The sequence below is a fragment of the Devosia sp. 63-57 genome (genome assembly GCF_001899045.1).
In the GTDB taxonomy this organism is placed as follows: domain Bacteria; phylum Pseudomonadota; class Alphaproteobacteria; order Rhizobiales; family Devosiaceae; genus Devosia; species Devosia equisanguinis.
Genome location: NZ_MKUY01000004.1, coordinates 1 through 18,844 on the forward strand (window position 1 = coordinate 1; position 18,844 = coordinate 18,844).

Genomic DNA, 18,844 nt, shown 5'->3' on the forward strand with positions numbered 1-18,844 from the left:
AACACACGTCCCATCTCTTTACCGTCTCAAAACCAATCCAAAAGCCCCGGCCTCAAAACCGGGGCTTTTGCGCATCAAAATTACCAAATCCCGGGATGAACAACGACACCTTCAACGCCCAATGCAGCGCGTGTTTTGCCCTGTGCTGCACCGCGCTCTCCTTCCAAAGGGGCACCCAGTTCGCGCATGACAAGCCGGCGGGCCAGCCCTGCCACAACCTTGCGGCCGACTTCAGCTGCCGCATCCATGCACGCCGCGAAGAGCTCGGCTATGATGGCTGCGAGGCGTTCGACTGCCTGGGTGCGGGGCAAAGGGCCAGCGCCATGTTCGCCGGTGAGAACTGGCAGCGAGATGCCAGCGTCGCGAGGCGCCTCTATGCCAGTTTCTCCATGCTGCTGCGCCTACAGGAGATGCGGCAGGCGCTCACCACTGCCGCCGATCTCGATCTCCCGCCGGACTTGCACAACGAACGGCAGGGCTTGCTCGACCGGTTGGCGGAACTGGCCGAAAGCGGCCGGGAAGATCTGGCCGGAGACAGCAGCACAGCCTTGGCTGCTGCCAAGACCTTCCTCAAGCGCCTGGCCAATGTCATCGCTGTCTAGGACCGAAAAGCTGGGCGCGATCCCAATATGGACGCAATCCACCCGCTAGTGGTGAGCTGCCTGCAGATTGTGCGCCACCCGCGGGGTTGACCTCGGCGGTTGAAACGCCATGCTGGCAATTGTTCCTACCGCTATCGTCGAGATCCATGCGCTTCCTTGTCCTGCTCTTTGCCACGCTCTTCCTGCTGCTGCCCGCTCATGCGCAGACCACATCAGCAGATCCCACCGCGACGCCGGCCGATGAGCTCATCCGGATTTTGGAAGACGATAGTGCACGCGCCGAGCTGATCGAGCGTCTGCGTCAGGCAGCGCCGGGTGAGGTGACCGCCGCGCCGGAAACGCCTCCCGATCTCAGCATTGCCCGACAACTGGCTGAATATACCAGAAGCGTCGCCCAGGGCGCTTCGCAGACGGTGCGGGCGGTTGGGGGCGTATTCACCAATATGCGCGACGCCTTCAATGGCACGCTCAATGCTGATCTGGGAATGCTGCGCGATCTGGCGGTCAATCTCGGCATTGTGCTGGTCGGCCTGTTCGGCAGCTTCTTCCTGTTGAGCCTGCTTGCCGGTCGCCTCAGCGCCAGAATTGCCACGCCATTGGCCGGACGCTCCTTGCTGGCCCGTATCGTCGGGCTGGGTCTCGTGCTGCTGATCGACGCGGCCACCATCATCATCGCCTGGGCCCTGGGCTATGTGCTGGCGCTCAATGCCGGCACCATGCCATCCGGGCAGATGGGCATTAACCAGACGCTGTTGCTCAACGCCTTCCTCGTGGTGGAATTGAGCAAGCTGGCTGTGCGAGCGGTGCTGGCCCCGCGCTACCCATCGATCCGTATCCTGCCGGTCAGCGACGACAATTCGGCCTATTGGTCATTCTGGGCGGCGCGGATCATTTCGCTGCTCGGCTACACCTTCATGTTCGTTGCGCCCATGCTCAACGGCACGATTGGTCCGGCGGCGGGGGCGGCGGTGCAGGTGCTGGTGATGGCCACCGCGGTGACCATCGGCATCATCATCGTGCTGCAGAATCGCGACGACGTTCGCAACTGGCTGGCCGAAATAGCGGCCAGCCGTGGCCAGGACGGTGCAGGGCGCATCCTGGTGATTGTCGGCCGCCATTGGCACGAACTGGTGATCATCTATCTCCTGGCGCTGCTGGTGGTGTGGTTCGCCAATCCCGATGAAGCGCTACCCTTCATGCTGGGCGCCACGGCGCAATCGCTGATCGCCATCGCCGTCGGCGTGTTGATCACCAGCTTTGTGGGGCGCTTCGTCACTGCGGGATTGAGCCTGCCGGAGGATGTCCGAAAGCGCCTGCCGCTCCTCGAAGGCCGATTGCGCGCCTTTGTGCCTGGTGTCATGACCGTGGTGATCTGGGTGGTGGTCGCCGGGGTGATCATTGCCATCGGCCAGGCCTGGGCCCTGTTCGACTTCGCCGGCTGGGTCGCCAGCGACGAGGGACTGGCCGTGGCCGGCTCGGTGGTCTCGGCGGCGCTGATCGTTCTGGTGGCCATCGTGCTGCATGTGGTGGTGGCGTCCTGGGTCGAATATCGGCTCAACACCACGGTGGGCAAGGTGCCGACGCCGCGCGAGAAGACGCTGCTCAATCTGTTCAAGAACGCCTTTACCATTGCCCTGGCCATATTCGGGCTGATGCTCGCGCTCGCTCAGATTGGCGTCAATATTGCGCCCTTGCTTGCCGGTGCAGGTGTGGTCGGTCTCGCCATCGGTTTCGGTGCGCAGAAGCTGGTGCAGGACATCATCACCGGCATCTTCATCCAGTTCGAGAATGTGATGAACGAGGGTGACGTGGTCGAGGTCGCCGGCCGCTCGGGGGTGGTGGAAAAGCTCACCATCCGCTCGGTGACCATTCGCGATATGAGCGGCACCATTCACCTCATCCCCTTCTCCTCGGTGGATCAGGTGTCCAATATGGTGCGCGGTTTCTCCTTCTACGTCGCCGAGGTCGAGGTCGCCTATGACAGCGATATCGAGGTGGTGAAGCAGACCATGCGTGATGCCTTCACGCTGTTGATGGAGACCGAGCACAACAAGGTCATCCTCGATGATCTCGACCTGCCCGGGCTGATTGCATTGACACCGTCCTCGATGAAATTGCGGGCCCGCATCAAGACGCTCGCCGGCAAGCAATGGGGGCCTGGACGGTTCTATTCGGAGACGCTGAAGCGCCTCTTTGCCGAACGGGACATCCGCACACCGACGCCGCGCGTTTCCTATGTTCCTGGCGCCGCCGGGCATCTGACCGACGAGGGCAGCGGCTGAGCGGCAACAACTTCGTGATCGCCAGCAGGCCAAGACCGGCTTGGCCTTAAGCTCATCTTAATTGGATGGGTTAAAATAGTCATATCTGCCGTATCGGGGGCGACGGCTCTGGGTGCGTCCGGCAAGCGCCGGGCGTGCTCGTGACTTTGTTTGCGTAGCACGAGGCCAGATATGCAAAAGCCAACCCTTTTTCGTCATTCCCTCGGCCGCCTTGTGCTTGCCGGTGGTGTTATTGCCAGCATGCTGGTCGGGCAGGTGGGCGCCGCCACCGCCAATAGTGCCGATTTCGTGCGCGGGCTCTGGCCCGCTGCCCAGGCTCAGGGCGTCAGCCGCCAGGCCTTCGATGCATCCTTTGCCGGTTACAGCCCGATCAAGCAGGTGATCGAGCTGACCAAGAAGCAGCCCGAATTTACCCAGACGGTGCAGCAATATGTCGATCGCCGGGTTACCGATGCCCAGGCCAGCAAGGGCCGCGCCATGCGCTCGGAATGGACCCAGACGCTGGGTCGAACGACGCAGCGGTTCGGGGTCCAGCCGGAGATCGTTCTGGCGATCTGGGGCATGGAAACCAATTTTGGCGGCTTCATGGGCGGCAATAACACCATCCATGCGCTCGCCACGCTCACTGAAAGTGGCTATCGCGCCGATTTCTTCCGCAATGAGCTGCTGACGGCGCTGCGTATCGTTTCGGATGGCCATGTCGCCCCCAAGCAGATGGTGGGCTCCTGGGCGGGTGCCATGGGCCATACCCAGTTCATGCCATCGAGCTTCATGCGTTATGCCGTCGATTTCAACGGTGACGGGCGCAAGGATATCTGGAATTCCATTCCGGACGCCTTGGGCTCCACTGCCAACTATCTCAATGCCTTCGGCTGGCGGCCGGGCGAAACCTGGGGCTACGAGGTCAAACTGCCTGCAGGCTTCAACTTCGCGGCGGCTCGCGATGCCGGCAAGCTGACGGTGGGACAGTGGAAGCAAATGGGGATCACACGCGTTTCCGGGCGGGATTTTCCGCGCTCCGGTGATGTTGCCCGGCTCTATATGCCGGCTGGCGCCAATGGCCCGGTCTTCCTGCTGCTGCCCAATTTCGAGGTCATCAAGCGCTATAACAATTCCGACAGCTATGCGCTCGCCGTCGGGCATCTGGCCGATCGCATCATCGGGGGCGGGCCGTTCGTGACGCCCTGGCCGGCGGGCGATTATGCGCTCTCCAAGGCGCAGCGCGCCGAGTTGCAGACGCTATTGGCGCGGGCCGGTTACGATGTGGGCACGGCCGATGGGGTCATCGGTCCCAAGACGCGTGCGGCGGTGATGGCCTTCCAGCAGCGCCAGGGCCTTGCCGCCGACGGCCATGTTTCCGGCCTTGTGCTCGAGCGTTTGAAGTGATCTCGGCGTTAACCTCTCGTTAATCATCAGCGCGCAGAATTGTCGGGCTTAAGTAGAGGGCAGGTAGCGATCGATCACGGCGCGCCTGCCCTCGCCCATTCTGCGGGCGTCATAATATCCCCAGCATTGGCGTGCATAAGCCGCCCCAATCCGGTTCAAGATCCAGTCCGCCATGACCTTATTTCGTACTGCTATCGCGGCGATGTTCGCTGTTCTCGCTCTCCTGCCCGGCACCGCCTCGGCGCTGTCGATCATGGATCCGTTCAACCTGCCTGCCGCCATGGATGGCGGTACCTCAAAGGTGGGTGACGGCATCGCCTATGCCGACGGCACCAGGCACAAGCTCGACGTCTATGCGCCCGAGCAGCGTGGCGCGCCGGCACCGGTAGTGTTCTTCATCTATGGTGGCGGCTGGAACCGCGGCGAGCGCAGCGACTACCAATTCGTTGGCCGGGCGTTAGCGTCGCGCGGCTTCGTTACCGTCATCGCCGATTACCGTCTGGTTCCGGAGGTAGTCTATCCGGGCTTTCTCGAGGACAGCGCCAATGCGCTTCGGTGGGTGCAGGACAATATCGCCAATTATGGTGGCGACCCCAATCGCCTGTTCCTGGCCGGTCACTCCGCCGGGGCCTATAATGCGGTGATGCTGGCCCTCGATCCTTCCTTCCTCAAGGAATATGGGGTGACCATGCCGATCCTGGGCGTGGCGGCATTGTCTGGTCCATATGACTTCTACCCCTTCGAATATGACGAGGTTCGGACCACCTTCGGATCGGCGCCCAATCCGCAGGGCACCCAGCCGATCAATCTGATCACCGCCGATTCTCCGCCCATGTATCTGGCCACCGGCACCACTGACCCCATCGTGCGCATGCAGAATACCGAGCGTTTCGCCGACCGGCTGCGGGCTCAGGGTGTGTGGGTGACCACTCAATATTATGATGGTTTCGGTCATATGGAGCCGGTAATCGCCATGGGCGCGGCCTGGCGCTGGCGCATGCCTGTGCTCGAGGACATGGTGTCATTCTTCCAGCGTTTCGGCGCCTTCCCCAGTGGCGTACCCTATGTGGCCGTGGCCCCCGAGGCGCCCGAAATGTTGCCCGAGGCCATTGCGCCGATGGAGCAGATCGTCAGCCAGCTTAACTCCATGTTCCAGCCGATCGAGGACTGAGGCACGTCTGCTGACACCGCCTGGCAGCAATCCTGGCGCCAGGCCGGCCAGCGCGATTTCGCCTTTGGGTGAATCGCGCTAGCCTTGGCACATGCACGACCATCTTCGTTATGCCGATGCCAGCCCCGATCGCCAGCGCGCCGCGCTGGTGGAGATCGTACGGGCACAGCCCCATCTCATGGCCATTCTCGAGGGCATGAATGCTCTTGGGCTGCCCGATCCGCTGCTGGCCTCTGGCGCTGTTTACAATACTGTCTGGAACACGCTCACCAATCGGCCGGCATTGACCGGCATCAAGGATGCCGATGTCGTCTATTTCGACGCTGCCGACCGCAGCTACGAGGCCGAGGACGCAGTGATCCGCCGGGCCGCCGCACAGTTTGCCGGCCTGCCACTACCGGTCGAACTGCGCAACCAGGCGCGGGTGCATTTGTGGTTCCCCGAAAAATTCGGGGTGGCCTATCCCGAACTCAAGAACAGCGCGGAAATGATGCTCTACTTCGCCTCGCGCACCCATGCGGTCGCGGTGCGGCTCGAACCCGATGGCGAGATATCGGTGCATGCCCCTTTCGGGCTCGACGATATTTTTGGGTTTCGGGTGACGCCCAACCTCGCGATCGACAACCGTGAGACCCATGCCAAGAAGGCGGCGCGCGCCGCCAGCGTCTGGCCGGAACTCACCATCGTGCCTTGGCCAGACCGCTAGGCTTCGCGCAGGATCGCGTCAGGCTGTCGGCTCTATGGTCACCGAGGCCGCGGAGCGGGTGGAAGGGCCGTGATAGACCGCTTCGATATTGTTGCCGTCAGGATCGATGATGAAGCAGGCGAAATAGCCCGGATGGTAGTGGCGCTCCCCGGGGGCGCCATTGTCCTTGCCGCCGGCGGCCAGCGCAGCCTCGTAGAATCGATGCACCATGGCCTCGTCCTTGGCTTGGAAGGCGAGATGGATGTGACTGGGAATGGTATCGGCATCGGCGGCGTCGATGAATAGCTCATCCACCTGTAGCCATGTGTCATTGACGGCACCCACCTTGATGTCGAGTGCGGCCAAGATCGCCTGGTAGAAACGCGAGGTGACCGAAAAATCCCTGGCGCGCAAATGGACATGGTCGATGAGACGGCCGGTGTGAAACTGCATTTGCACTCTCCCTTGTTCCGGGCAAAACAAAACCGCCCGGAAATTGTTCCGGGCGGTTGTCGTCTCGTGTCAACAGTCTATTCGGCCTGGTCGGCCGAGGCCGAATTGAGCTGACCGTATTTTTCTGGCCCGATCTTGTCGAGCAGTTCGAGCTGGGTCTCGAGGAAGTCGATATGACCTTCCTCGTCGGCCAGCAATTCCTCGAACAGGTTCTTGGACACGTAGTCGCCCAGCTTTTCGCAGAGTTCGCGGCTGGCCTTGTAGGAGGCGCGAGCGTCGTACTCGCCGGCAAGGTCAGCCTCGAGAACTTCCTTGATGGTCTGGCCGATGCGCAGGGGCGCAACGCGCTGCAGGTTAGGATGGCCTTCGAGGAAGATGATGCGCTCGATCAGGCGATCGGCATGGTGCATCTCTTCGATGGATTCGGCGCGTTCCTTGGTCGCCAGCTTCTTGTAACCCCAGTCGTCCAGCAGGCGATAATGCACCCAATACTGGTTGACGGCACCAAGTTCGAGGAAGAGGGCTTCGTTAAGCCGCTCGATGACCTGTGCTTCGCCTTTCACGACGTTCTCCAATCCGTTGTCTTTTGAGCTTTTCCAGCCCGGACTGAAGCGTGATCAGTTCGGCGGGCGGGTGTGCTTGCTGCGCGTGGTAGTTTTCGGTGACCCGAACGATAATGTCCACCACATTCGGTACGCAGCCGCTGCATTTGGCGCGGCGGTTGAGTTCAGCATAGACTTTGGCGGGAACGACGAGCTGCCAGGGATCGGCCTTGAGCAGATCGAGGACAATGCCCTCGATTTCGGCAGACGTGATCATATTGCACTGGCAGACGAGCATTGTTCAGGGGCCGGTCGTTCTCAACGGCTGGGAATAAACGCTCCCCATACATGAATGTCAACGTCATAAATTGACGCGTTTCTGCCCAAGTCTCTCATCACCCTCAATCAGGAGTTGCCGTTGCTCCTAGCCTTGCTAGATTGCCGCAAGCGGCTTGAAACTTGGGAGAAAGCCTTGTCCAAATCTTTGATCGTCCGCGGGCCGCTTGCCGGCCTGTCTCTGGTATTGGCAGCCGGTCTGGCCTTGCCTGTTCCCGCCGCACTGGCCGGACCTGCCTTCGATGCGTGTGCTGCTGCGGCCGCAAGCCAGTATGAGCCCGGATTTGAAACGATCGGGCGAGAAACCTGGGATATCGACACGACCAAGGCGATCGAATTGTGCAGCAAGGCGCTGCGCGAAGAGCCCGATTCCGCGCAGGTAAAGGGCTGGTTGGCCCGCGCCTATTTCGCCAATGGCGATACCGAGGATGCCGTGCCGCTGTTCGAGGAAGCCTCCGCGGGCGGGCATGTGGTGGCCCTGGCCATCTATGGGGACATGCTGACCACTGGCGATGGCGTCGACCAGGATATGGAGCGCGGCGCACAATTGCTGACCGAGGGCGCCGAGGCCGGCTTCGCCATGGCTCAGAACAGTCTCGGATTGTCCTATGATTTCGGCGAGGGCGTCGAGCAGGACTATACCGAGGCTGCCCGCTGGTATCGCGCTGCCGCCGAACAAGGCATGCCCAAGGCGCAGTCCAATCTCGGCCTGATGTATCAGGACGGGCTGGGCGTGCCGCGCGATTATGTCGCCGCTGCTGCGTGGTTTGAGCGTGCCGTCGATCAGGGCGATCCGTCCGCCCAGGTCAATCTCGGCAAGGTGCTGCAGGACGGGCTGGGGCAAAAGGCCGATCCGGAACGTGCTGTCGAGCTCTATACGCTGGCCGCCAATCAGGGCGACCGTTTCGGCCAGAACAATCTCGGCTTCATGCTGGAAAACGGCATCGGCACCGAGGTCGATCTTGAAGCGGCCGCAGAGAATTACCGCCTTGCCGCCGACCAGGGCATGGCGCTGGCCAAGCACAACCTGGCGCTGCTCTATGAAGATGGTCGCGGGGTAAAGCAGAACTACAAGGAAGCGCTCGATCTCTATACCGAGGCCGCCGAAGGCGGGGAAATGCGCGCCGCAGTCAATCTAGGCCTGCTTTATCTCGATGGGCTGGGCACCGATGTCAACTATGACGAGGCGCTGCACTGGACGCAGATCGCTGCCGATGCTGGTCAGCCGATCGGCCTCAACAATCTCGGCCACATCTATGAGAATGGGCTGGGTGTTACTGCCGATCTCGACCTGGCCAAGAGCTATTACCAGGCCGCCGCCGACCAGGGGTACCAATTGGCGGTCGACAACCTCGCCAGGCTCAATGCAGGTGGGACCACGCCCGCTGTGGGCAAGACCAAGACCAAATAGGCTGGGTCGCAACACGTTTCAGAGTAAGGGAGAGGCGCCTTGGGGCGCCTTTTTCATTGCTGTTCCTGGCGTTGCGCCCGGTGGCGCGCAGCGATGACTGCCGCCGATGCGGCGGTGCGGTGTGCTGAGGAAAAGAACTCGCGATGGGCCAGGATCAGCACGGTGATGATGCAGGCGGCGACCGCCAGCCATTCCGACACAAACCAGGCCACGGTCGATACCGAGAAGTAATAGGCACGGATGCCGCTGTTGAAGTTCTTGGCCCCCAGGGCGTTCATGCGGGCTATGGCTTCGATCTCTTCGTCGCTGGTCACCCGATCATGGTCCAGCGCCCCCAGCATGATGCAGAAATGGTTGAACTGGCGCAGCGACAGGGTGAAGGCGAAAAATGCCTGCACGAACATGGCCAGCATGACCACCAGGTGCAACTGGACGTCGAGAAGGGAATAGGTGCGCTGCAGCGACAGGGAATCGAGCGCAGCCATCAGCGTCGACAACTGCCCGAACATGGCAAACACCGCCAGCACCAGCAGCACCGAGGTGGAAGCCAGAAGGCTGACCGACCCCATGATGTTGCCGGAGAGAATGGCGTCGAACGGGCTCTCCCTGCGGCTGGCATTGGCCACCCAGCGCCGGCGCTGCATATTCATGATCACCGAGAGCGAAGGGCGCTTCTGCTCCACCATGGGCACGATGATGTTGTAGGCCAGATACGCCACGAGCGGCAGCAGCGAAACGGCGAGGGAGGCAGGATTCAACGCAAGAACTCCGGCGATGTGGTGTCGCCGGGACTATAGGCCGCTGCCTCAATCATGGGAATCGCTTCTGCCCGCAAGGCGCCCTTGCCGCTGGTGGGACTGTTCCACTAAGGGGCTGCGCCCTAGGGTTGGCCTCAGATCGGGCGAGGTTGCAGGCGATGAATGGCGTCGATCTCCCGGAGGAGTTCTGGCGAGAGCTTGAGTTCGAGCCCGGCCAGCACGTGCTGCAACTGGGCGGTACGGGTGGCACCAATGATTGTCGCCGTCATGAACGGTCGGCTGCGGCAAAAGGCAATGGCCATGTGGATGGGGGCGATGCCATGCTGCTCTGCCAGGGCCAAATAATGCCGCGTCGCGCTTTCGGAGTGCTCGTTGATGCGCCAGAAGCCCTTTTGATAGTCCTTGCGACTTGCAGGAGGCGTGGCGCCGTCGAGATATTTTCCGGTGAGCATACCGCCCGCCAACGGCGAATAGGCCAAGAGGCCGACATCTTCGTGGTGGCTGAGTTCGGCCAGGTCGTGATCGAACTGGCGGCGAATGAGATTGTATTCGTTCTGGACCGAGACCAGGCGCGGCAGGCCATGTTGTTCGGCAAGGCGCAACCATTGGGCAATGCCCCAAGTGGTTTCATTTGAAACCCCGATATGGCGGATCTTGCCTTCGCGCACCAGTTCGCCCAGCACGTCGAGCATCTCGAGAAGGTTGGCAAGGACATCGGTCGTGTCCTGTTGGTGGGGCGCATAGTCCCAATAATGCTGGAAATGATAGTGCCCGCGGCTGGCCCAATGGATCTGGTAGAGATCGACATAATCGGTCTTGAGCCGGCGAAGACTCTTTTCCAAGGCCTCGCGAATACCCTCGCCATCGGCGCGTCGCCCGCCGCGCAGAAACGGGCTGCCGCCGCCGCCGATCTTGCTGGCCAGCACCCAGCGATCCCGGTCCTTGTTGGCGGCAAACCAGTTGCCGATAATCTCCTCGGTACGGCCGCTGGTCTCGGGACTACCCGGCACCGCGTAGAGTTCGGCGGTGTCCATGAAGTTGATGCCTGCGTCGCGCCCCATGGCGATCTGCGCATGGCCTTCGGCTTCGGTGCTTTGGCTGCCCCATGTCATGGTGCCGAGGCAAATGTCGGTTACCTTGAGGTCGGTCCGACCCAATGTCTTGAAGTCCATCACGATGTCCGGTGCTGTGTCTTGCGGTGGGTCAGGGACCCTAGACCAGCTATTTCGGGCAGGGAAGTGATCCAGCGGCATTCGCCGATGGTGCAGACTGGGCAGGGGGTTATCCACAGGCTGGGCGCCGAAAAGCCTGGCCGCACACGCTCTCGGTCAAAAAAGCGTCATGCTGGGCAAGAGAGGGGTTGAGCTCCGCCCTTCCACCCCCTATATAGCCCTCACGTTGCACCGAACCGGTGCCAGCGCATGACGCGGGATGGAGCAGCCCGGTAGCTCGTCAGGCTCATAACCTGAAGGTCGCAGGTTCAAATCCTGCTCCCGCAACCAAACAAAGCCCGGTGAACTCGATGAGTTTGCTGGGCTTTTTGTTTATGGATTTGCACTGATAGCCGCCCATGTCAGGTTCTTAGAGAACTGGTTCATAGGCAGCCATCATCGTCCAGGGACCGGTGTTGGCTGCAAGGCGATGCTCGACAGCTTTAAATGTCGCCATCGCGCTGCCTGCCGAAGAAATTCCGTCCGCTTTTGATGAAAGCCTGGCAAGCCGCTATTGCAGCTTGCACACGCCATTGGCGCGCCCGGGTCCCGTATAGGACACATCCAGCGCCCCGTCGGCCATATTGGTCACCGACACGGTGACGTCGCCGGCCTTTGCCTCGAAATAGGTCTCGCTGAACGAGGTGAACGCCGCCTCCTTGCCGTTGAGATAGACCGGTCCACCCTCGTCTGCATGGACGAAAAGTTCGCCCGGGCATTCGGCATTGAAGAAGGGGATGGTTGCGCCGCCGGTCGCCGCAGTTTCAGTACCGGGCGTGGGGTTGCAGATGCCATTGGTGCCGCCGGGTCCAGTATAGGACAGAGCCGGCGTACCATCGGTGTTGATGGCAATGGAGATCGTGGTTTCGCCAAGGCTGGCTTCGGAATAGTCGTCGTTGAAGACTTCGAGCTCGGCTTCCTCTCCGTCGATATAGACGGGGCCGCTCTCGTCGGCATGCACCGCAATGCCGTCGGCGCAGGTGAAGTTCAGCTGCGGCACCGCCGCCTGTGCAGGAGCTGTCATCAGGCAGGCGGCAGCGAGGCCCGTGGCCAGAATAAGCTTGTTCATCGCAATGTCCTTCCAGTTGGCGACGGCCTGGCTGCCGTCAGTCGCCGAGAAAAACCACGTCGGCGATCGTGTAGGTTTCCGCACCGTCGTCGAGGATGCCGGTGGTCATGTCTTCAACCTTGGTGAAGGTCATCGTCATGCCCGGCGGGGGAACAGGCCTGCCGTTCCCGCCGCCGCCTACCAGGCGTGCACGCGCTTTTCGGGCGCGAGCCACATGGGGTCACCTTCCTTGATGTCGAAGGCCTCATAGAAGGCGTCCACATGCTGGAGGGCCGCAAAGGCGCGGTAGTCGCCGGTGGCATGGACGTCATTGCCGACGAGATAGGCTGTGTATTGGTCGGTCGACTTTGTTGCCCACATCTGGCTGAAGGCGACGAAACAGAGCTGCGACGGCGTCAGCCCGTTGGTTTCGACATTGTCCTCAGGATGCTCCTCGAGATAGGTCATCAGCGCTGCGTGAGCGAGGGTTATGCCGCCGAAGTCGGCCATGTTCTCCTTGACGTTCAGCGGGCCATTGGCCATCAGTCCGGGCAGAACCTCATAGGCATTGGCCTGATCCACCAGCTTCTGCGCTTCGGCCTCGAAAGCTGCCGCGTCGTCCGCCGTCCACCAGTCCCGAAGATTGCCATCGGCATCGAAGAGGCGCCCGCCGCTGTCGAAGCCATGGGTCATTTCGTGGCCGAGAACCGCGCCGAGGCGACAGAAATAGACCGGTGCGGGCTGCGAAATATCGAACATGCCGGGCTGGATAATGGCAGCAGGCACGTCAAAGCCATTCATCGACGGGCTATAGGCCGCGTTGACGCTGAGGGGCAGAGTGGCGTCGTCGCTGAAATGGGTCTCGACTACGGTCTTGCCCATCTTGGCGACCTCGACATCGATCATGTGTCGGTTGAGGCGCCTGATATTGCCGATCAGGTCATCGGATTTGATTTCGACCGAACTGTAGTCGAGCCATTCATTGGGATAGCCGGCATAATAAGTCAGCCGTTCCAGCTTCTCGATGGCGGCAGCGCGTGTCTCTTCGCTCAGCCAACTGCGGGTCTTGATGCGTTCAAGGAACGCCGCCTTGATCCGGTCCATCATGTCGAGCGCCGTCTGCCGTGTCTCCTCGGCGAAATAGGCATCGATATAGAGCCGCGACAGCGGCTGGCCGAGATTGGATTTGAGCAGGCTTTGCGCCATCTCCTCCCGCGGCTTGGTCTCCGAGGTCCCGATCAGGGATTGAATGAGGGCGATGCCCGGCGCCTCGAAAGCGGGGCCGAGATAGCTTGAATAGTTCTCGATCAGCCGGAAGCGGAGATAGGCCTTGATCTCATTGAGGGAATAATCACGCAGAATCTGCGACAAGACGCCGAGATAGCGCGGCTCGGTCTTGACCACAGTCTCTTCCGGCTCGAGGCCCAGGCCCCGCGCCAGCAGGGTCAGGTCGAGTTCGGGAATTTCTGCCTGCAAGTCCTCGAACGGTACCGGGTTATAGACATTGCGGGGGTCCACCCGCTCCACGGGTGTGGCCTTGCCCGCATGCATTTTTGCTTCGAGCTCAAAGACGAGGTCGGCTGTCTCGGTGGCAATTTCGGGACTATCACCGGCCAGGATCAGGGTGTCGCGCACGAAGGTCTTGTAGGCGACAACGCGCGCCGAATCCTCGCCTTCCTCATAGATGGCACCCAATGCAATACCGAGATCGCCGCTGAGGAACCACAACGCCATCTTGGTGCTGTCGGCGCGATCGGCATTAGGGACGATTGCGGCCAGCACGAAGGATGCGGTGTCGCGCCCACGCTTGCCGAGATATGTGGAAAGATCGTCAAGGCTGTCCACTGCTTCAAGCGTGTCGAGCGCTGGCTGCAGCGCCGTGACGCCTGCGGCATTGATCCGATCCAGATCCATGAAGGAATTGTAGAGGTCACCGACCTGCTGCGCCGGCGTTCCCGCTTCCGCGTCATCAGCCTTGGCCGCCGCATCCGATATGACCGTGGCCATCTGCTCGGTGACATGGTCCACCATGAAGCTGAACACATTCACATCTGGCGAGGAGGGGGGAATGACGGCCTGGTCGAGCCAGGCGCCCGACGTGTAGCGGTAAAAATCTTCCTTCGGTGAGACCGACCTGTCCATGTTCTCGACGGAGAAATTCAGCTCTGCCGCGCCAAGCGAGGGAATGGCTGGGGCGTCCTGCGCGAGCGCCGACACTCCCATCAGAGCAGTGGATGCGACAAGGGCGAAAGCACGTCTACGGTTCATGCTCGGTTTTCCTCAGGGCTGACGCGATAAGACCATCAGAATTCGCAATTTGCGAAATGGCAAATCACTTATCGGGCCTTACTTGCGCAAGTCGCGTTGGACGCCAGAACCGTCCCTAAGGTGAGAAAAATTCTGAATATTGCCTAAAATTGAAGCGATACAAAAAGCGATTTTGATTGCCACAATATCGGCACTTCTTCGCCAAACCGTGGGGTAATCAATTTATTTGCGGAGGCTGTCGTGAGCATCACATCAATCCGCCGTGCCTTCTTACCCGCTACCTTGACCACTTTAGTTGCTCTGATGCTGTCGCTGCTTCCAGCGTCGGCTCAGGATGCGAGGACTGTTGACGTTCGTTTTCCCCGCGGGGCCAGTGGCACCACGCTCTCGGACACCATCGAGGGCTATCAGACCATTGACTATCGCATCGGCGTATCAGCCGGTCAGACCATGTCCGTGCAGCTCGATACCAACAATTCGAGCAACTATTTCAACATCAGCGCCCCGGGCGCCTCGGATGCGCTGTTCAATGGCTCCATCTCGGGCAATTCCACCAATCTGCGCCTCACATCCTCGGGCAATTACACCATCAGCGTTTACCTGATGCGCAACGCCGCCCGGCGCAATGAGGCAGCCGACTTCGACCTGACCATCTCTGTGGACGGCTCAGCCGCCCAGGCGCCGCGTCCGACGACGCTTCCATCCGGCCCGGTGGCGCCGGTCAGTGTCGGCAGCGGACCCGAGTACTGGCAGGTTGAGGGGCTGGGCAGCGATACGCTCAATGTGCGCTCCGGCCCGTCGACCGGTAACCCGGTCATCGGCACGGTGCGCGATGGCGATACGCTGCGCAATTTCGGCTGCACCACCAGTGGCAGCACCCGCTGGTGTCAGGTCGAAACACCGCGCGGCCAGCGCGGTTGGGTCGCGGGCCGATATCTGCATGAATCTTTTGGCCAGCCAACTTCCCTGCCAACCGTCGTGAGGCCACGCTCCCAGCCGCAGCCGGTGCCGTCCAACCCAACGCCAAGTGCGGTGTCTAACGCTGACATGCCGCGCTTCTGCACCGGTGAAGCTTCGGCGCGTTTCGGAGTTCGACCGGCCGAGATAACGGTGAACAGCGTCCTCAGCCTTCCAGGCAATTATGTCGTGCAGGGCTGGTTCGACCAGGCCGATGGCAGCACGCAGTTCTTCAACTGCTACTTTGCGCTGGATGGCAGCTTTCAGTCTGTGCGCTAGTGTCCTGAGCGGCCCTGCTTTCGGTGGGGCCGCACGATTATTGAGGGCAGGAACAGGCGAAGGTCGGAACTATCCACATTATTGTGGGTGCCGATAGGAAGCAGTCCGAGCAACCGGATACTTGTGGTCCCTTTCGCGCATTGGTCGGCCGAATGGCACCTGCCCACCATGACTGGAATGTCCGTCAATGCATCGGTAATACGCGGATCCTGCCGACCCTAGCCTATTTGCGTACGGGCGCGCTTTGGGTGTCCGCACTGGCCCATCGCCACAATGATTGGCCGCTGTTATCTGTCGGCTTGCTGTCCGGACAGGGTCCAACCGGCTAGCGAACTAGGGCGTGGGCGCCTGCTGATCCATTTGATACCCCACCAGGGCAACAGGGGCGGCAGCGACAAGCAGGACGAATACTGCAACAAGAAATATCCCCAGCGTGGCGAGCACTGCTCGCAATCTGGACATTTGCGTCCCCTTGGACAACCACACCGTCTCGACCGCCAAATACCATATCGTTCCGGCCAGGGCGACCATGAGGCCCCACATGCTCCCACCGGGCAGCGCCTGGGCGTGCGAAGAGAGTTGCATGCCAAGGCTGATCGCCATGACGAAGGGAACAGTCGCATAGCTCTGGCTGTAGAATGCCGGCTTGAGAGTGTTGCGCGTCATGCGGGCGCCGCTGTTGCGTAGCTTCATGGTTGCGAACAACAGCGGGAAAAGGCTGAAGGCCAAGGCGCGAAAGACCAGCAGGTTTCGGTCATCTTGCAATAGCGTCGGAAAGACTGAAGGTGCGCGCCCTGCCACTGCACCCTCCAGGACGTGCAACAGGACCAGCGTCAACAACAGCAGGATGGGCGGGCTGACCGCATCGTCGAACTGTTCGTGATCTTTTTCGGTCAGTTCTTTTTGCGCATAGGCCAGCATCGATATCGGCCGCGTGACGATGCGCCAGAAGGTCAAAGGGTAAAACACGAACCATGTGATCAGCTCATAGAGCAGTTCCTCAATCGATTTGAGGAGCTTCATGAAATCCATGCGTGATACCTGCCGCAAAGTTGCGGATTTAACATGAACCACCCGGGCTTATGCGGCAACCATCGCTGTGATCCCGGCATCCTCACCGGTCTTGTACAGTCTGCCTCTAGCAATCCGTCCGCCTTAATCGGTGGCGCGGATTTGCCGAATAGAACGTGTCGATCATCTTCGTTGTTGTATCGAGATTGCGCGCCAGCATGTGGTGGTTCACGTCGATCATGGATGGGCTGAGTGACGTAAAAGTGCCCGAATAAGAAATTGTTGCGAAGCCGACCGTCGGGAGCGAGGCGCAATCCGGCGATTTTTGGCAACGGCGTCGGGCGCGCGCAGTCGTTCTCATGTGCCCGTCTAGCCCCTTGCCACCCAGCCAGCGAGTCCTTTGGGACCATACCGACGCGACGGAGCGTTGCTGCGGTTTGTGCTAGCTGGTGTGCTAACCCGCTCCGCGTCGGTATGCTAAGTCGCTGATCTTAAAGGAAGGTATTCGCGGTGCGCCAGGGGTGCCGTGTGCTAATCCAGCACAGTTTGGGGCCATGCGGTGCTGGCTTGAAACTCAAGCAAGCCATCAAACTTAAATGGAAGAAGGTGGTGCGCCTGTACGGTGCACAATCGAACCAAATCTTCGATGAATTAGCCCATTGGGAGCAAGTCCTTAAGGACACATCGTTAGCGCGTCCCGCTCCGCCATCGCTGTAGGGGGCCGCTATGACCCTCAACACCGAATTCGAGTGCGCGGCAATTGCCGCCACTAAGCCTCCTTATGAAAACGGGCCGAAGAAGAGGCTTTCACCGTTCAGCATCCGCCTGAGCGAGGCCGACCGCGCCCGCTTAGCTTTGGAGGCTGCGGGCGCTCCGCTCGGGGCCTATATAAAGTCCAAGCTTCTTGATGGGATTCCTGAGGGGCGCAAGCGCCGGAAGGTCCTCACCATACAGGACAGGGAGGCGCTTGCGCGGGCACTGGCACTGCTTGGCCGCTCCGAACTTCTCATCTCATTGCAGGATTTGGCGCGCGCTGCCGAGATTGGTACGCTGCTCATCACGCCAGAAACCGAAGCAGAAATCTCCGCCGCGATTGCACTCGTGTATGAAATCCGTGCGGCGATTCTGAATGCACTCGGCCACCGCACGGGAGGCCAGGCATGATCCTGAAAGCCTCTCAGCGCGGCGGCGGTCAAGATTTGGCGGCGCACCTTATGAAGATAGATGACAATGAGCATCTGTCTGTCCATGACCTGCGCGGCTTTGCCTCCACCGATCTGCACGGCGCATTTAGGGAAGCCGAAGCGATCAGCAAAGGCACTAAGTGCCGCCAATATCTTTTCTCCCTTTCTCTTAGTCCGCCTGCGGATGCGCGCGTCTCTGTCGATGAGTTTGAGAAGGCCATAGGCCGGATCGAAAAGGATCTCGATCTTGAAGGCCAGCCGCGCGCGATTGTCTTCCACGAAAAAGAAGGCCGTCGCCATGCGCATGCTGTGTGGTCGCGCATCGATGCCGAGACAATGACCGCAAAGCAAATGAGCTTTTTCAAGCAAAAGCTCATGGGCGTATCGCGTGAGCTGTATCTTGAGCACGGCTGGAAACTGCCGCGCGGATTGGAACGCGCGAGCGAGCGCGATCCGACAAACTTCAATCTGGCAGAATGGCAGCAAGCCAAACGTCAGGGCATCGATCCACGCTGGCTTAAATCCACGCTGCAAGATTGCTGGCAGCGGTCTGACAATACCGCATCATTTGAGCGGTCCTTGCTGGAGCGCGGTTTCTTCCTGGCCAAGGGCGACAAGCGCAGCTTTGTCGCCCTCGATCATCAGGGCGAAGTGTGGTCGCTGCCGCGTATGCTCGACCTCAAAACAAAAGAAGTGCGCGAGCGCCTTGGTGATGGCGATGCTCTCAAAAGCGTCGATGAGACAAAGGAAGTCATCGGCCAGCGCATGACGCCCGCAATCCGGCGTCACATCGAAGAAGCCAAAAAGCATTTCGAAAAACGCTCTGCATCGCTCGGCGAGAAGAAAGCCGCGATGACAAAAGAGCATCGGACTGAGCGCGCGGCGCTAAGCGCGCAGCAGGCCAATCAATGGGAATTGGAGGCGCGCGAAAGAGCGCAGCGTCTCCCAACCGGGCTTCGCGGCCTCTGGCATCGCATCACTGGAAAATATCAGGAAGTGCGGCGTGCCAATGAACAAGAGGCTGCGCAAACGCGCCTGCGCCATTCGCAGGAACGCCAGGACTTGATCGACAGGCAGCGCGAACGGCGCGCGGTCCTTCAAGCCGAATTCAAAGAACTACGAAGCGCGCAAGCCAAGCAGCTTTTGGAGCTGCGCAGCGATATCGGGCGCTTCTTCAAATTCACGCAGCACCACCAGATGCAGGCCCGCTCGCGTGGACAATCGCACGGCCTGCGCCTCGAACGCTAAACAGGGAATCTC

17 protein-coding genes and 1 tRNA gene are annotated in these 18,844 nt (G+C 60.6%); 10 read left to right on the top strand and 8 right to left on the bottom strand.

The annotated features are described in order from the left end of the window. The 5 genes from BGO80_RS05190 to BGO80_RS05210 all read left to right on the top strand — a co-directional run. A partial coding sequence (locus tag BGO80_RS05190; RefSeq protein ID WP_286719645.1) for a hypothetical protein occupies positions 1-602 on the top strand: 602 nt, incomplete at its 5' end. 146 nt (positions 603-748) lie between these two features. Beyond that, the gene (locus tag BGO80_RS05195; RefSeq protein ID WP_286719649.1) at positions 749-2,884 is read left to right on the top strand and encodes a mechanosensitive ion channel domain-containing protein; all 2,136 of its coding nucleotides are present in this window, start codon (positions 749-751) and stop codon (positions 2,882-2,884) included. 171 nt (positions 2,885-3,055) lie between these two features. Next, positions 3,056-4,270, top strand: coding sequence for a lytic murein transglycosylase (locus BGO80_RS05200; RefSeq protein WP_126149255.1), 1,215 nt, complete (start codon positions 3,056-3,058; stop codon positions 4,268-4,270). Between the two features lie 172 nt (positions 4,271-4,442). After that, positions 4,443-5,441, top strand: coding sequence for an alpha/beta hydrolase (locus BGO80_RS05205; protein ID WP_286719654.1), 999 nt, complete (start codon positions 4,443-4,445; stop codon positions 5,439-5,441). Between the two features lie 91 nt (positions 5,442-5,532). Beyond that, a complete protein-coding gene (locus BGO80_RS05210; protein ID WP_286719658.1) occupies positions 5,533-6,147 on the top strand; it encodes a nucleotidyltransferase family protein in 615 nt (204 codons plus the stop codon). Between the two features lie 18 nt (positions 6,148-6,165). On the opposite strand, the gene BGO80_RS05215 is transcribed toward BGO80_RS05210, so the two are convergent. The 3 genes from BGO80_RS05215 to BGO80_RS05225 form a co-directional block, all read right to left on the bottom strand. Next, positions 6,166-6,579 (bottom strand): VOC family protein, encoded by a 414-nt coding sequence (locus BGO80_RS05215; RefSeq protein WP_286719661.1) that lies wholly within the window; start codon positions 6,577-6,579, stop codon positions 6,166-6,168. Between the two features lie 77 nt (positions 6,580-6,656). After that, positions 6,657-7,142: a bacterioferritin gene (gene bfr / locus BGO80_RS05220; RefSeq protein WP_126149252.1), complete on the bottom strand. Its 486-nt coding sequence runs from the start codon at positions 7,140-7,142 to the stop codon at positions 6,657-6,659. Then, the gene (locus BGO80_RS05225) at positions 7,108-7,419 is read right to left on the bottom strand and encodes a (2Fe-2S)-binding protein (RefSeq protein WP_126149251.1); all 312 of its coding nucleotides are present in this window, start codon (positions 7,417-7,419) and stop codon (positions 7,108-7,110) included. Before BGO80_RS05225 ends, bfr begins: the two co-directional genes overlap by 35 nt. A 174-nt stretch (positions 7,420-7,593) precedes the next feature. Here BGO80_RS05225 and BGO80_RS05230 point away from each other — a divergent pair, with 174 nt between their 5' ends. Beyond that, positions 7,594-8,868: a tetratricopeptide repeat protein gene (locus BGO80_RS05230; RefSeq protein ID WP_126149250.1), complete on the top strand. Its 1,275-nt coding sequence runs from the start codon at positions 7,594-7,596 to the stop codon at positions 8,866-8,868. Between the two features lie 53 nt (positions 8,869-8,921). Here the strand turns inward: BGO80_RS05230 and BGO80_RS05235 are convergent, their stop codons facing one another. Both BGO80_RS05235 and BGO80_RS05240 read right to left on the bottom strand, forming a co-directional pair. After that, on the bottom strand, positions 8,922-9,626 hold the full coding sequence (locus BGO80_RS05235; protein WP_223214092.1) for a DUF599 domain-containing protein: 705 nt from the start codon (positions 9,624-9,626) through the stop codon (positions 8,922-8,924). Between the two features lie 134 nt (positions 9,627-9,760). Continuing rightward, positions 9,761-10,798, bottom strand: a complete 1,038-nt coding sequence (locus tag BGO80_RS05240) for an aldo/keto reductase (protein ID WP_286719666.1) — start codon at positions 10,796-10,798, stop codon at positions 9,761-9,763. A gap of 253 nt (positions 10,799-11,051) precedes the next feature. Here BGO80_RS05240 and BGO80_RS05245 point away from each other — a divergent pair. Beyond that, a tRNA-Met gene (locus BGO80_RS05245) sits at positions 11,052-11,128 on the top strand. Positions 11,129-11,348: 220 nt separating this feature from the next. On the opposite strand, the gene BGO80_RS05250 is transcribed toward BGO80_RS05245, so the two are convergent. Then, entirely contained in the window at positions 11,349-11,906 is a 558-nt protein-coding gene (locus BGO80_RS05250) for a hypothetical protein (protein WP_286719668.1), read from the bottom strand. A gap of 177 nt (positions 11,907-12,083) precedes the next feature. Further along, a complete protein-coding gene (locus BGO80_RS05255; RefSeq protein ID WP_286719671.1) occupies positions 12,084-14,153 on the bottom strand; it encodes a M13 family metallopeptidase in 2,070 nt (689 codons plus the stop codon). Between the two features lie 240 nt (positions 14,154-14,393). Between BGO80_RS05255 and BGO80_RS05260 the strand changes: the two genes are divergently transcribed. After that, on the top strand, positions 14,394-15,389 hold the full coding sequence (locus tag BGO80_RS05260) for an SH3 domain-containing protein (RefSeq protein WP_286719672.1): 996 nt from the start codon (positions 14,394-14,396) through the stop codon (positions 15,387-15,389). A gap of 333 nt (positions 15,390-15,722) precedes the next feature. On the opposite strand, the gene BGO80_RS05265 is transcribed toward BGO80_RS05260, so the two are convergent. Continuing rightward, entirely contained in the window at positions 15,723-16,421 is a 699-nt protein-coding gene (locus tag BGO80_RS05265; protein ID WP_286719673.1) for a permease, read from the bottom strand. A 705-nt stretch (positions 16,422-17,126) separates the two neighbouring features. Between BGO80_RS05265 and BGO80_RS05270 the strand changes: the two genes are divergently transcribed. Together BGO80_RS05270 and BGO80_RS05275 are read left to right on the top strand one after the other, a co-directional pair. Then, a complete protein-coding gene (locus tag BGO80_RS05270) occupies positions 17,127-17,564 on the top strand; it encodes a hypothetical protein (RefSeq protein ID WP_286719675.1) in 438 nt (145 codons plus the stop codon). Next, the gene (locus BGO80_RS05275) at positions 17,561-18,832 is read left to right on the top strand and encodes a relaxase/mobilization nuclease domain-containing protein (RefSeq protein WP_286719677.1); all 1,272 of its coding nucleotides are present in this window, start codon (positions 17,561-17,563) and stop codon (positions 18,830-18,832) included. Before BGO80_RS05270 ends, BGO80_RS05275 begins: the two co-directional genes overlap by 4 nt. The last annotated feature ends 12 nt before the right edge of the window (positions 18,833-18,844 follow it).

Bases quoted from the DNA above. Each gene is read 5' to 3' on its own strand.
- BGO80_RS05195 (WP_286719649.1), top strand. From the start codon at position 749: ATGCGCTTCCTTGTCCTGCTCTTTGCCACGCTCTTCCTGCTGCTGCCC.
- BGO80_RS05200 (WP_126149255.1), top strand. From the start codon at position 3,056: ATGCAAAAGCCAACCCTTTTTCGTCATTCCCTCGGCCGCCTTGTGCTT.
- BGO80_RS05205 (WP_286719654.1), top strand. From the start codon at position 4,443: ATGACCTTATTTCGTACTGCTATCGCGGCGATGTTCGCTGTTCTCGCT.
- BGO80_RS05210 (WP_286719658.1), top strand. From the start codon at position 5,533: ATGCACGACCATCTTCGTTATGCCGATGCCAGCCCCGATCGCCAGCGC.
- BGO80_RS05215 (WP_286719661.1), bottom strand. From the start codon at position 6,579: ATGCAGTTTCACACCGGCCGTCTCATCGACCATGTCCATTTGCGCGCC.
- BGO80_RS05225 (WP_126149251.1), bottom strand. From the start codon at position 7,419: ATGCTCGTCTGCCAGTGCAATATGATCACGTCTGCCGAAATCGAGGGC.
- BGO80_RS05240 (WP_286719666.1), bottom strand. From the start codon at position 10,798: ATGGACTTCAAGACATTGGGTCGGACCGACCTCAAGGTAACCGACATT.
- BGO80_RS05250 (WP_286719668.1), bottom strand. From the start codon at position 11,906: ATGAACAAGCTTATTCTGGCCACGGGCCTCGCTGCCGCCTGCCTGATG.
- BGO80_RS05255 (WP_286719671.1), bottom strand. From the start codon at position 14,153: ATGAACCGTAGACGTGCTTTCGCCCTTGTCGCATCCACTGCTCTGATG.
- BGO80_RS05265 (WP_286719673.1), bottom strand. From the start codon at position 16,421: ATGGATTTCATGAAGCTCCTCAAATCGATTGAGGAACTGCTCTATGAG.
- BGO80_RS05270 (WP_286719675.1), top strand. From the start codon at position 17,127: ATGACCCTCAACACCGAATTCGAGTGCGCGGCAATTGCCGCCACTAAG.
- BGO80_RS05275 (WP_286719677.1), top strand. From the start codon at position 17,561: ATGATCCTGAAAGCCTCTCAGCGCGGCGGCGGTCAAGATTTGGCGGCG.